Origin of the sequence: Halomonas halmophila (genome assembly GCF_006540005.1) — a bacterium.
GTDB classification, from domain to species: Bacteria; Pseudomonadota; Gammaproteobacteria; order Pseudomonadales; family Halomonadaceae; genus Halomonas; species Halomonas halmophila.
In genome coordinates, this window is the sequence record NZ_BJOC01000011.1 from 64,890 (window position 1) to 77,383 (window position 12,494).

Annotated in this window: 12 protein-coding genes; 7 read left to right on the forward strand and 5 right to left on the reverse strand. The window is 62.1% G+C overall.

Annotation, left to right across the window (positions count from 1 at the left end):
* Positions 1-2: 2 nt before the first annotated feature.
* The 5 genes from HHA01_RS03070 to HHA01_RS03090 form a co-directional block, all read right to left on the reverse strand.
* Entirely contained in the window at positions 3-1,214 is a 1,212-nt protein-coding gene (locus HHA01_RS03070) for a phosphopentomutase (RefSeq protein ID WP_141317644.1), read from the reverse strand.
* Positions 1,211-2,536, reverse strand: a complete 1,326-nt coding sequence (gene deoA, locus HHA01_RS03075) for a thymidine phosphorylase (RefSeq protein ID WP_141317645.1) — start codon at positions 2,534-2,536, stop codon at positions 1,211-1,213. The genes HHA01_RS03070 and deoA overlap by 4 nt, the downstream gene beginning before the upstream one ends.
* Positions 2,536-3,330 (reverse strand): deoxyribose-phosphate aldolase, encoded by a 795-nt coding sequence (deoC, locus tag HHA01_RS03080; protein ID WP_141317646.1) that lies wholly within the window; start codon positions 3,328-3,330, stop codon positions 2,536-2,538. The genes deoA and deoC overlap by 1 nt, the downstream gene beginning before the upstream one ends.
* 120 nt (positions 3,331-3,450) lie before the next feature.
* On the reverse strand, positions 3,451-4,716 hold the full coding sequence (locus HHA01_RS03085; RefSeq protein WP_141317647.1) for a NupC/NupG family nucleoside CNT transporter: 1,266 nt from the start codon (positions 4,714-4,716) through the stop codon (positions 3,451-3,453).
* Between the two features lie 77 nt (positions 4,717-4,793).
* A complete protein-coding gene (locus HHA01_RS03090; protein ID WP_141317648.1) occupies positions 4,794-5,618 on the reverse strand; it encodes an outer membrane protein OmpK in 825 nt (274 codons plus the stop codon).
* A 253-nt stretch (positions 5,619-5,871) separates the two neighbouring features.
* Between HHA01_RS03090 and HHA01_RS03095 the strand changes: the two genes are divergently transcribed.
* From HHA01_RS03095 to HHA01_RS03125, 7 genes are all read left to right on the forward strand, one after another.
* Entirely contained in the window at positions 5,872-6,594 is a 723-nt protein-coding gene (locus tag HHA01_RS03095; protein ID WP_141317649.1) for a DeoR family transcriptional regulator, read from the forward strand.
* A gap of 278 nt (positions 6,595-6,872) precedes the next feature.
* Positions 6,873-7,913 carry a ubiquinol oxidase subunit II gene (gene cyoA / locus HHA01_RS03100; RefSeq protein ID WP_141317650.1) on the forward strand — a complete coding sequence of 347 codons (1,041 nt, stop codon included), beginning with the start codon at positions 6,873-6,875 and terminating at the stop codon, positions 7,911-7,913.
* A 3-nt stretch (positions 7,914-7,916) separates the two neighbouring features.
* Entirely contained in the window at positions 7,917-9,899 is a 1,983-nt protein-coding gene (gene cyoB / locus HHA01_RS03105) for a cytochrome o ubiquinol oxidase subunit I (protein ID WP_141317651.1), read from the forward strand.
* 2 nt (positions 9,900-9,901) lie between these two features.
* Positions 9,902-10,516, forward strand: a complete 615-nt coding sequence (locus HHA01_RS03110) for a cytochrome o ubiquinol oxidase subunit III (RefSeq protein ID WP_141317652.1) — start codon at positions 9,902-9,904, stop codon at positions 10,514-10,516.
* A 1-nt stretch (position 10,517) separates the two neighbouring features.
* Positions 10,518-10,847 (forward strand): cytochrome o ubiquinol oxidase subunit IV, encoded by a 330-nt coding sequence (cyoD, locus tag HHA01_RS03115; RefSeq protein WP_141317653.1) that lies wholly within the window; start codon positions 10,518-10,520, stop codon positions 10,845-10,847.
* A complete protein-coding gene (gene cyoE, locus HHA01_RS03120; protein ID WP_141317654.1) occupies positions 10,805-11,749 on the forward strand; it encodes a heme o synthase in 945 nt (314 codons plus the stop codon). The genes cyoD and cyoE overlap by 43 nt, the downstream gene beginning before the upstream one ends.
* 117 nt (positions 11,750-11,866) lie before the next feature.
* A complete protein-coding gene (locus HHA01_RS03125) occupies positions 11,867-12,475 on the forward strand; it encodes a Yip1 family protein (RefSeq protein ID WP_141317655.1) in 609 nt (202 codons plus the stop codon).
* Positions 12,476-12,494: the final 19 nt, after the last annotated feature.

Consider the following 12,494-nt stretch of genomic DNA (forward strand, 5'->3'; position numbering starts at 1 on the left):
AGTCATTTCTCCGTCAGAAAGGTCTCGCCGTCGTCCATCGGCGCCAGGTCGAAGTAGTCGGCCAGGCTCTGGCCGATATCGGCGAAGCTGGTGCGCGCGCCCAGGGAGCCGGCGGAAAGGCCGCCGCCCAGAGCGAGAATCGGGATGTGCTCGCGGGTATGGTCGCTGCCGTGCCAGGTGGGGTCGCAGCCATGATCGGCGGTCAGGATCAGCAGGTCGTCGTCGCGGAGTCGGGCCAGCACTTCCGGCAGGCGCGCATCGAAGTGCTCGAGGGCGGCGGCATAGCCGTCGACGTCGCGACGGTGGCCGTAGACCATGTCGAAATCGACGAAGTTGGTCATGATCAGGCTGCGCTCGCCATCCTCGGCCATGGCGTCGAGGGTGGCGTCGAACAGGGCATCGTGGCCACTGGCCTTGATGCTGCGCGAGATGCCGCAGTGGGCATAGATATCGGCGATCTTGCCGATGGCGGTGACCCGGCCGTCGGCCTCGCAGAGCTGCTGCAGCACGGTGGGCGAGGGCGGCTCGACGCTGTAGTCGCGGCGATTGGCGGTGCGCGCGAAGGTGGCGGCATCTTCGCCGTTGAAGGGGCGGGCGATGACGCGGCCGATGTTGTAGGGCTCGAGCAGGCGACGGGCGGTCTCGCACAGGCGGTAGAGGCGCTCGAGGCCGAAGCTGTCCTCATGGGCGGCGATCTGGAAGACCGAGTCGGCCGAGGTATAGACGATCGGTTGGCCGCTGCGCACATGCTCTTCGCCTAGGCGGGCGATGATCTCGGTGCCCGAGGCATGGCAGTTGCCGATCACGCCGGGCAGCTCGGCCTCACTGATCAGGGCGTCGAGCAGTTCGGCGGGAAAGCTGTTGTCGGGGTCGCTGAAGTAGCCCCAGTCGAAACGCACCGGCACACCGGCGATTTCCCAGTGCCCCGAGGGCGTATCCTTGCCGGAGGACACCTCGCGGGCATGACCGTAGGCGCCACTCACGCTCGTCGGTGGCGTCATGCCTTGCGCCCAGTGACCGGTGCTCTCGTGGTGGGCGTGGAGCAGGCCGAGCCCGGCCAGATTGGGGAGCTGCAGGGCACCACGCTGTGTCGAAGCGGCGCATTCGCGGGCGATATGGCCCAGGGTGTCGGCGCCGGCATCGCCGAATTGCTCGGCGTCTGGAGCGGCGCCGATGCCGAAGGAATCGAGGACGAGCACGATGGCACGTGTCATGGGGCCTCCCGGCGAATGGTGTCGTGAATCAGGGTCGGTGAAGCGGCGGCCTCACCGAGTTCGATGGCGTCGAGCAGCTGGCGCTCGGCACGCTCGGCGTCATCCTGGCGACGGGCATGCAGGGTGGCGAGCGGCTGACCGGCTTCCAGGCGGGTGCCCAGCTCGGCGATATCGGCCAGGCCCACGGCATGGTCGATGGCGTCGTCGGGGGAGCGTCGTCCGCCGCCCAGTTCGACCACCGTCATGCCCAGGGCGCGCGTATCCATGGCGCGCAGGTAGCCGCTGCGCGGTGCCAGGACCGGGAGGATGACCGGTGCCGCCGGCAGGTACTGATCCGGCGCGCTGACGAAATCCGTCGGCCCGCCCAGACCGGCCACCATGCGGCCGAAGCGCTCGGCGGCTTCTCCGGAGCTCAGAGCCCGCTCGAGTCGTTGCTCGGCACTCGCCTGATCCTGAGCCAGACCGCCGGCCATCAGCATCTCGATGGCCAGGTGTCGGGTCACCTCGAGCAGCCGGCCGGTGCGGCGCTCGCCGCTGAGCACGGCCAGGGCTTCGCGCACTTCCAGGGCATTGCCCGCGCACGGGGCCAGCGGCTGACTCATGTCGGTGAGCACGGCCGTGGTCGAGGTGCCGGCGCGGCTGGCGACCTCGGCAATAGTGGTGGCGAGCTGTCTGGACGCTTCCTCGGTGGGCATAAAGGCGCCACTGCCGACCTTGACGTCCATGACCAGGCCGTCGAGTCCGCAGGCCAGTTTCTTGCCCAGGATGGACGACACGATCAGCGGCAGCGACTCCACGGTGGCGGTGACATCGCGCACCGCGTAGAGGCGCTTGTCGGCCGGCGCCAGATCGGCGGTCTGGCCGATGATGGCCACGCCGACTTCCTTGACCAGTTGCCGGAAGGTGGCGGTATCCGGCGACACGCTGTAGCCGGGGATGGACTCCAGCTTGTCCAGGGTGCCGCCGGTATGGCCGAGGCCACGGCCGGAGATCATCGGCACATGGCCACCGCAGGCGGCGATCCAGGGGCCGAGGATCAGCGAGACCACGTCGCCCACGCCACCGGTGGAGTGCTTGTCGATGACCGGGCCGGGCAGGTCCAGCGCCGACCAGTCGAGCACATCGCCGGAGTCGCGGATGGCCTCGGTCAACGCCACCGTTTCGGTGGCGTTCATGTCGTTCAGGAAGATGGCCATGGCCAGTGCGCCGACCTGGGCATCACTGAGGCGACCATCACTGATGCCGGCCACCAGTTCATTGATGGTCGCGGCATCCAGGGCCTGACCATCGCGTTTGGCGCGAATGGCTTCCTGGGGCAGCATCAGTAGTCGACCTCCTCGTCATCATCCAGGCCTTCCATGTCGATACCGCCGACCACGCCGATGGTTTCGAGCAGGTTGTCGAGCAGGCCGGAGGCGCCGAAGCGGAAGTGCTGCGGGCTGACCCAGTTGGCGCCCATGATGCGTTCGGCCAGTTGGATGTATGCCTGGGCATCCTCGGCGGTGCGCACCCCGCCGGCGGCCTTGAAGCCGACTTCGCCGCCATGGTCACGAATGACTTCGAGCATGACTTCGGCGGCTTCCAGGGTGGCATTGACCGACACCTTGCCGGTGGAGGTCTTGAGGAAGTCGGCACCGCCATGGATGGCCAGTTCCGAGGCACGACGAATCAGGGCCGCATCGGCCAGCTCGCCGGTTTCCAGGATGACCTTGAGTGTCTTGCCGCCGGCCGCGGCCTTGCACATCTCGACCAGCTCGCGGCCGGTTTCCTCGTCGCCCTGCTGCAGGGCGCGATAGGGGAATACCACATCGACCTCATCGGCGCCCGAGGCGACGGCCTCGCGGGTCTCGCGGGCGGCGCTCATGACATCGCTGCTGCCATGCGGAAAATTGGTGACCGTGGCGATCTTGATGGTGTCGTTCAGGCGATGCGCGGTGAGCGCGCGACGCGCGGGGACGATGAAGCGCGGATAGATGCAGATAGCCGCCGGATTGCCGACCGGTGTCTTGGCGCGTTGACACAGCGACTCGATACGCGCATCGGTGTCGTCGTCGTTCAAGCTCGTCAGGTCCATCAGGGTCAGAGCCTGACGGGCAGTCCGTGTAAGGTCGTTCATGGCGTGCTCTCTTGAAAGGCATGGGAATGAGCCGCGGGGCTCAATGCTACGGGGCATCGATCGGTTCGCACCGGGCGCAGGGAAGGGGGCCCGGGCACCGGGCCCCCTTGCAGGACGTGTTCATGCGCCCAGGGCGATGAAGAAGCCAGCGATTGTCGCCGACATCAGGTTGGACAGGGTACCTGCCAGCACGGCCCGGATGCCAAACTGCGCGATCTCGTGACGACGGCTGGGGGCGATGCTGCCCAGGCCGCCCAGCAGGATGGCAATCGACGACAGGTTGGCAAAACCGCACAGCGCGAAGGACAGTACCGCCTTGGTGTGCGTGGTCATGGCCTCGCCGGTGGCGGCCACGACTTGCTCGCCACTGATGTAGGGCGCCAGGTTGATATAGGCCACAAACTCGTTGACCACCAGCTTCTGCCCGATGAAAGAGCCGGCCAGGGTGGCCTCGGACCAGGGAATGCCCAGCAGGAAGGCCAGGGGCGCGAACAGCCAGCCGAGGATCTGCTCGAGGCTGAGGCTTTCCATGCCGAACCAACCGCCGACACCGCCGAGGATGCCGTTGACCAGCGCGATCATGCCGATGAAGGCCAGCAGCATGGCGCCCACATTGGCGGCCAGGCGCAGGCCGGAGGAAGCCCCGGAAGCCGCGGCGTCCAGCACATTGCTGGGCTGATCCTCGGCCTCGAGTTCCTGCTCGGCCGTAGACACGCTGTCGTTGGGTGTTTCGGTCTCGGGCATGATCAGCTTGGCGAACAGCAGCCCGCCCGGTGCGGCCATGAAGGAAGCGGCGACCAGGTATTCCATGGGAATGCCCAGGGCGGCATAGCCTGCCAGCACCGAGCCCGCCACGGAGGCCAGGCCGCCGCACATCACCGCGAACAGCTGCGACTTGGTCATGCGGTTGATGAAGGGGCGTACCACCAGCGGCGCCTCGGTCTGGCCGACGAAGATATTGGCGGTGGCCGACAGCGACTCGGTACGCGAGGTGCCCAGCGCTTTCTGCAGGGCGCCGCCGAGCAGGCGAATGATCCACTGCATGATGCCCAGGTAGTAGAGCACGGCCGTCAGCGAGGAGAAGAAGATGATGACCGGCAGCACCTTGATGGCGAAGACGAAGCCGATTTCATCGGTGTTGGCGAGCTTGCCGAACAGGAAGTCGATGCCGTCGTTGGCATAGGTCACCACCTGGCTGACGGCCTCGGAGACGGTGGCCAGCACGGCCTGACCGAAGGGCACATAGAGCACGAAGGCGCCCAGTCCGGCCTGGATGACAAAGGCGCCGACCACAGTGCGCATGCGGATGGCGCGGCGGTTGACGGAAAACAGCAGGGCAATGGCGATCAGTGTCGCCATGCCGACGAGACTCATGATCAAGGTCATGGCAATGTCCTTGTGGTCGTTGGCATGAGGGCGTTTTGGCCCTCATGACCGTATGACGGGTGGCGCAGCCGCGTGGCTTACAGGAAATTGTACTTCAGGGAATAGATCATGGCGTTCTGGTAATCATTGGCCGTACCCAGCTTGTTGTGGGAGTAGCGGTACTGAATACCGGTGGTGATCTCGTCGACCGGGTGCCACCACAGGCCGACGGCGCCGTTGGTACCAGTGCTGCCGGCCGGCCCGTTGACGTAGTTCTGCTGCAGATATTCTTCGTCACGATCGAAGGTCTGTTCGTGCCAGTTGCTGACGCTGAAATTGTGGCCCCAGGCCTGGAAGTCGTAACCCAGCACCCAGCCCAGCATGTAGCCATTCTGACCACTGTAGGCGTTGTCGTCGCTTTCCACCCAGGCCTTGCCCAGGAAGGGTTTGAACCACAGGCCGTTATCGAAGGTATGGCGGTAGCCGAAGCCGGCGATGAGATCCTGCTCCTTGCTGTCATAACCATGGTCACGGAAGTCGTAGATATGGAAGTACAGCGAGAAGGGGGTGTCACCCAGATAGATGTGCGAGGTGGCCTTGCCGGCGCCGCGGCGGTTATCGCGACCATCTTCCTCGGAAGTGTCGTTCTGCGGGTTCTCGAAGTCGTAGAAGCCGTAGAACTCACCCCAGTCGAAACCGACGCCACCCTCGAACTCGAGGTAGAAGAAGTCACCCTTGGCGGCGTTGGTCGAGGTGCGTTGCTCGGTACCATTCGACCAGTCGAGATAGTTGACCGAGACATTGCCGAACGACCAGAGCGGTGTGAAGGCCGAGCCCTCTTCGGCGGTGGCCGGCAGCGAGGCGGCGGCGAGGGCGAGGCCGGTCAGGGGAGCGAGTTGTTTCAGGGCAGTCGGGCGCGGCATGGTGGTTTCCCTTGAGTATTGTTGTCGTGTGATGCAAGGCAACTGGAAAGTGGTTCATCACTGACAGCGTGGTTGGTTGCCATCGCCCCGTCAGGCTTGAAGGGACGTGACGCCTCTGTTAATACATTAACGCGCGGATGTTATTTTATTAACATCCAGAGTCGCAACCCTGTCCCGCAAACGCGATGTACACGAGACGGCGAATGCCTCTCGGCTCGTGGGTCGATTGATGTCAGTGAACGGAGAAGGTCGAGTGAATGAACGCAGTGCAGCGCGTCTCGAGCACCTGAGGGCTTCGCTATCCCGGGGAGGCAGCCTGCGTCTGGCCGAGGCGGCAGTGCTGTGCGGGGTTTCCGAGATGACCATCCGGCGCGATCTGGCTGGTGGCGATAGCGGCCTGGTGCTGGTCGGCGGGCTGCTGATGCAAGCCGATGACCCGCGCCATGCACCGGCCTATGATCTGCTGGCCCAACGGGACCGCCATGCCGAGAGCAAGCAGCGCCTGTGTGACAGGGCCCTGGCCATGCTGGAAGAGGGCGATACCCTGTTCATCGATTGCGGTACTACGCTGATGCCGATGGCGGCTAGCCTGCCGTCGGACCTCTCGCTGACCGTGGTGACCTATGCGCTCAACGTGGCCGAGGCAGTCAGTCAGCGGCCCGGTGTGCGCCTCTGGTTGTCGGGAGGGCTCTATCAGTCATCATCGCGTTCCTTCGAAGGCGAAGAAGTGACCGAGACCATCACTGGATTGGGCATCAACAAGGCCTTCATCTCGGCTGCCGGGGTGCATCCGCGCCAGGGGCTGAGCTGCTTTCATTTTCATGAAGTCGCGCCCAAGCAGGCCGCCATCGCTACCGCCCAGCGCCGCATCCTGGTGGTCGATCCCAGCAAACATGGCATGGTCAGGCCGGCACGCTTTGCTGACCTGGGCGATATCGACGAGGTGATTTCCGAAGCGGATGTCGCATCGGTGTGACAGGGTGCGACAACCTGCCGCAAATCCGCCCTTCCCATTCTGCGTTCGGACCATCAGAATGAGTGCCTCACGGCACCCTCTTCCCGCTCGGCGATGTCGCAGCGAGTCGTTGCCGCGGGTAGCTCGCCGTGACTGAGCCCGAAGCACTCTCCACGACGGTCGTGCAGCACTTGTTTCAAGATGTCCGCGACCCGCGCGGGAGAGCGCTTCGGCGCGTGCATTGCCTGCTGAGCTCAAGCGGGCACGCGTTCGCCGCCAAGCCTTGATGAGGTTGAAACATGAGAAGAAATCCCACCCTGCGCATGCTCGGCGTCCTGCTGCTGCTATCGCTGCCACTGCTGTTGGCGGGCTGCAGTTCGGCGCTGCTGGATCCCAAGGGGCAGATAGGGGAAGAACAGCGCACCCTGATTCTGACTGCCTTTGGTCTGATGCAGATCGTTGTTATCCCGGTCATCGTCATGACGCTGTTGTTCGCCTGGCGGTATCGCCGCGGCAACAAGGATGCGACCTATTCGCCTGACTGGTCTCACTCCACCAAGATCGAGGCGGTCGTCTGGTTCATCCCCTGTGTCATCATTCTATTCCTGGCCGTCCTGACCTGGTACACCTCGCACAGCCTGGACCCTCACAAGGCCATCGCGCCTGACGAGAGTCAGCAGGAGCCGATGGAAATCCAGGCCGTCTCGCTGGACTGGAAATGGCTGTTCATCTATCCCGAGCAGGGCATCGCCACGGTCAATGAGGTGGCTTTTCCGGCGGATACACCGGTTCGCTTCCGGGTTTCCTCGGGCTCGGTGATGAACTCCTTCTTCATTCCCCGTTTGGGTAGCCAGATCTATGCCATGGCCGGCATGGATAATGATGTCCACCTGATTGCCAACAAAACCGGCACTTATGCGGGTCGTTCCACCAATTACAGTGGTGCGGGCTTCTCGGAGATGACGTTCCAAGCCCAGGTGGGAACACAGGAAGAATTCGACGCCTGGGTCGAGGAAGTGAAGGCTTCCTCCAACTCCCTGAGTTTTCCGAAAGGCTACTATGAGCTCGTCACGCCCAGCGTGAACAACGGGGTCAAGTACTTCTCGGACGTGCCTTCTTCCCTTTATGAGCAGATCCTCAAGAGCTTCCATGCCGGCGGCAACCATGCCGAGTACCTGGAGAAGTATGTCGATGAGAGTGCTCGAGAAGCCATTGGTCATGGCAGTGGTCACAGCGAAGATCATGGTGATGACCATGGTGATGAGCAGGGTGGTGAATCCGAGTCTCACAGTGATTCCGAGTCTCAAGGCGAGTCCATGAGCGCGGAGGCAGCGGAGTAAATTATGTTCGGAAAACTGACACTGGATGCAGTCCCATTAGGCGAGCCCATCATCATGGTGACCGTTGCGGCCATCGTGCTGGGTGGACTCGGGATCGTGGGAGCCATTACCTACTTCAAGAAGTGGGGATACCTTTGGCGGGAGTGGATCACGTCCGTCGACCACAAGAAACTCGGCATCATGTACTTCCTCGTCGCACTGGTGATGCTGCTGCGGGGCTTTGCCGATGCCATCATGATGCGCAGCCAGCTGGCCATGGCCTCGGCCGGCGCCGAAGGTTTCCTGCCGCCCAGCCACTATGATCAGATCTTCACCGCTCACGGCGTGATCATGATCTTCTTCGTCGCCATGCCCATGGTCATCGGCCTGATGAACCTGGTGGTGCCGTTGCAGATCGGTGCCCGCGATGTGGCCTTCCCCTTCATGAACAACCTGAGTTTCTGGTTGTTCGCTGGCGGCGTGATCCTGGTCAACGTATCGCTGTTTGTAGGGGAGTTTGCCAAGACGGGGTGGCTGGCGTATGCACCACTATCGGGGAAAGAGTACAGTCCCGGTGTCGGGGTGGATTACTGGATATGGGCGTTGCAGATATCGGGTATCGGCACGACCCTGACCGGGATCAACTTCTTCGTCACCATTCTGAAGATGCGCACCAAGGGCATGACGCTCTTCCGCATGCCGATCTTCACCTGGACGTCGCTGTGCACCAACGCGCTGATCATCGCGTCTTTCCCGATCCTGACCGCGACCATCGCGCTGTTGACGCTCGACCGTTACTTGGGTTTCCACTTCTTCACGACCGATTTCGGCGGCAACATGATGATGTACGTCAACCTCATCTGGGCCTGGGGCCATCCTGAGGTGTACATACTCATCCTGCCGGCCTTCGGCGTCTTCTCCGAGGTCATCTCGACCTTTGCCCGCAAGCGGCTGTTCGGCTACGGCACCATGGTATGGGCAACCGTGGCGATCACCTTCCTGTCGTTCATCGTCTGGCTGCACCACTTCTTCACCATGGGAGCGGGGGCCAATGTCAATGCGTTCTTCGGCATAGCGACGATGATCATCGCCATACCCACGGGTGTGAAGATCTTCAACTGGCTGTTCACCATGTACCGCGGGAGCCTCGAGTTCACCTCGCCGGTGCTGTGGACGCTGGGTTTCATCATCACCTTCACTTTGGGTGGCATGACCGGCGTGATGCTAGCCGTACCGGCAGCCAACTTCGTGCTGCACAACAGCCTGTTCGTCATTGCCCACTTCCATAACGTCATCATCGGCGGCGTGGTGTTCGGCATGCTGGCCGGTCTGACCTTCTGGTTCCCGAAGGCCTTCGGCTTCACGCTGGACGAGAAATGGGGCAAGCGTTCCTTCTGGTGCTGGGTCATCGGCTTCTATGTGGCCTTCATGCCGCTCTACGTGCTGAGCTTCTTCGGTGCCGTGCGTCGCATGCAGTCCTACGAGAACGGCGACTGGCAGCCGCTGATGATCGTCGCCTGGGTCGGTGCGCTGATCATCGCCGCCGGCATTGCCTGCACCGTGATCCAGTTCATCGTCAGTATTCGCGATCGCAAGAAAAACGCGGACGTGACCGGCGATCCATGGGATGGCCGTACTCTCGAGTGGTCAACTTCATCGCCGGCGCCGTTCTATAACTTCGCGCATGAGCCCGAAGTGAACGATCTTGATGACTTCTGGGACCGGAAGCAGCGCAATAATGGCAAGTCGCCGCTCTCGACGCCGCCTTACCAGGACATCCACATGCCCAAGGATACTTGGGAGGGGCCGGTCTTGGGCTTGCTGGCGACCGTCTTCGGCTTTGCCCTGGTCTGGCACATCTGGTGGCTGGCTATCGTCGGCGGCATCGGAACCTTCGCGGTCTTCATGGCGCGCGTCTTCAGAGAGGATGTGGATTACTATGTCCCGGCGGCTGAAGTCGAGCGCATCGAGCGCGAGCACCAACAACGTGTGGAGATGCAGGCGTAATCATGGCTACCGATACACTTAGCAACCACGAGGATCATGCCCACGAGCATGATCACCACGACACTGCAGGGACCAAGATCTTCGGTTTCTGGATCTATCTGATGAGCGACCTGGTGATCTTCGGGTCACTGTTCGCTACCTATGCCGTGCTCCTCGGGGGCACGGCCGGGGGGCCTTCCGGTGCGGATATCTTCGCGCTGGACCTGATTCTGGTCAGTACCTTCCTGCTGCTGGTGAGTAGTTTTACCTACGGCATGGCGGTGCTGGCGATGAATGCCGACCAGGTCGACAAGGTCAAGAAATGGTTGGTCATTACCTTCCTGCTGGGGGCTGGCTTCATCGGGATCGAGGTCTATGAGTTCCAGCACTTGATCCACGAAGGCTTCGGTCCGGATCGCAGTGCCTTCCTGTCGGCCTTCTTCACTCTGGTGGGTACCCATGGCCTGCACGTGACCTTCGGTCTGATCTGGATCGCCGTCATGTTGATCCAGCTGCAGCAGAAGGGGCTGACCGACATGACTCGCCCGCGGATCATGTGCCTGAGCCTGTTCTGGCACTTCCTGGATATTATCTGGATCTGCGTTTTCTCCTTCGTCTACCTGATGGGAGTCCTTTGACATGAGTGGACACGCCTCTCACGAAGAACACAGCCATGGTAGCGTCAAGTCCTATGTGATGGGGCTGATCCTGTCACTGGTATTGACCATCATTCCCTTCGGGATCGTGATGACCGGTGCGCTCGGGACCCTGGCCACGGCACTGATCATCGTGGCAACGGCGGTGGCTCAGCTGCTCGTCCAGCTGGTGTTGTTCATGCACATGAACACCAAGGCGGATGAAGGCTGGAACTTCATGTCGTTCGTCTTCACCATTTCGATCCTGGTTCTGGTCATCGGGGGTTCCGTATGGATCATGTACAACCTGCATCAGAACATGATGATCGGTTGACTCCGGCGGCCAGGATGCGCAAAGACTACCTCACCATCACCAAGCCGGGCATCATCGGCGGTAATGTGATCGCAGTACTGGGCGGCTTTTTCCTGGCCGCCCGGGGCGATGTCGATCCCTGGCTACTGCTGGCCACAGTGGCCGGTCTGGCTCTGGTGATCGCGTCGGGATGTGCGTTCAACAACGTCATCGATCGAGATATCGATGCGCTGATGCAACGCACGCAGTCCCGCCCACTGGTGCAGGGCCGCCTCACGTCGGTGGCCACACTGCGATTCGCGACCCTGCTCGGGGTCGCGGGTTTTGCCTTGCTCGGTGTGTTCACTAATTGGATAACGCTGGGTCTGGCAGTGTTCGGTTTCGCGATCTATGTCGGGGTCTATAGCCTCTACATGAAGCGCCACTCCGAGTACGGCACCCTGGTGGGGAGTCTCTCCGGTGCCATGCCGCCCGTCGTGGGCTATTGCGCGGTGACCGGTCAGTTCGATACGGGGGCGTTGACGCTGCTCGTCATCTTCTGTCTGTGGCAGATGCCGCATTCCTATGCGATTGCCATCTTTCGTCTGCAAGATTACCAGGCGGCCCGGATTCCGGTATTGCCGGTCGTTCGCGGCATCAAGACCGCCAAGCACTACATCCTCGGCTACATCCTGGCCTTCGTGCTGGCCTCGCTGGCATTGAGCGTGGCGGGTTATGCGGGGCCCGGATACTTCATTGTTGCCCTGCTGATGGGGCTCTACTGGGTGTATCTGGCCATGCAGGGTTATCGCGCGCATGATGAAGCCCGTTGGGCCAAGCGTGTCTTTGCCTTCTCGATCATCACCATCACGGCGCTTAGCCTGATGATGTCGGTGGATGCCACTCTGCCTGCTGCTCCTCCCTTGTGGACCGCCCTGACCTGACGCTGTCGTCGATGATCCGGGGGCATATTCCCCGGATTCCTGCCTATACTCATACTGACAGATGACGCAGTGGTCCGACGGGCCGATCCGGGCCCGTCTCCGGCAGGAGGTAGCGCTATGTTGACACATGTATGGGGCCTGATGGCCCACCCGAATCGCGAGTGGAGCCAGATCAAGGAAGAGCGTGAGACGCTCACCCACCTTTATGAGCATCACGTGCTGTTACTGGCGGCCATTCCGGTCGTATTCTCCTATATCGGCACCACGCAGGTTGGCTGGAGCCTGGGAGGTGGCACCACCATACAGTTGGGTTATCTGGATGCCCTGGGGGCCGGGGTGGTGTTTTACCTGGTGATCCTGGCGGCGGTCTATGCGGTTGGCAAGGTCATCCGTTACATGGCCAAGCGCTATGCAGCTCACCCCCCGAAGCAGAGCCAGTGCATCGTTTTCGCCGGCTATGTCGCCACGCCGATGTTCCTCAGCGGTATCGTGGCGGTATATCCGCTGATCTGGCTGTGCCTGCTCGCGGGTACGATCGGGCTGTGTTACACCGCCTACCTGCTCTATCTGGGCATTCCGGCCTTTCTGAATATCAGTCGCGAGGAAGCCTTTGTCGTCTCCAGCACGACCCTGGCCTTCGGTGTGCTGATTCTCGAGGTACTACTCGGCATGACGGTGTTGCTGTGGGGCTATGGTGAACGCATCATCCTGTCGCTACTGGGCTGACGCTTGGCTGAAACGCCCC

Bases quoted from the DNA above. Each gene is read 5' to 3' on its own strand.
- HHA01_RS03070 (WP_141317644.1), bottom strand. From the start codon at position 1,214: ATGACACGTGCCATCGTGCTCGTCCTCGATTCCTTCGGCATCGGCGCC.
- deoA (WP_141317645.1), bottom strand. From the start codon at position 2,536: ATGCTGCCCCAGGAAGCCATTCGCGCCAAACGCGATGGTCAGGCCCTG.
- deoC (WP_141317646.1), bottom strand. From the start codon at position 3,330: ATGAACGACCTTACACGGACTGCCCGTCAGGCTCTGACCCTGATGGAC.
- HHA01_RS03085 (WP_141317647.1), bottom strand. From the start codon at position 4,716: ATGACCTTGATCATGAGTCTCGTCGGCATGGCGACACTGATCGCCATT.
- HHA01_RS03090 (WP_141317648.1), bottom strand. From the start codon at position 5,618: ATGCCGCGCCCGACTGCCCTGAAACAACTCGCTCCCCTGACCGGCCTC.
- cyoA (WP_141317650.1), top strand. From the start codon at position 6,873: ATGAGAAGAAATCCCACCCTGCGCATGCTCGGCGTCCTGCTGCTGCTA.
- cyoB (WP_141317651.1), top strand. From the start codon at position 7,917: ATGTTCGGAAAACTGACACTGGATGCAGTCCCATTAGGCGAGCCCATC.
- HHA01_RS03110 (WP_141317652.1), top strand. From the start codon at position 9,902: ATGGCTACCGATACACTTAGCAACCACGAGGATCATGCCCACGAGCAT.
- cyoD (WP_141317653.1), top strand. From the start codon at position 10,518: ATGAGTGGACACGCCTCTCACGAAGAACACAGCCATGGTAGCGTCAAG.
- cyoE (WP_141317654.1), top strand. From the start codon at position 10,805: ATGGATCATGTACAACCTGCATCAGAACATGATGATCGGTTGACTCCG.
- HHA01_RS03125 (WP_141317655.1), top strand. From the start codon at position 11,867: ATGTTGACACATGTATGGGGCCTGATGGCCCACCCGAATCGCGAGTGG.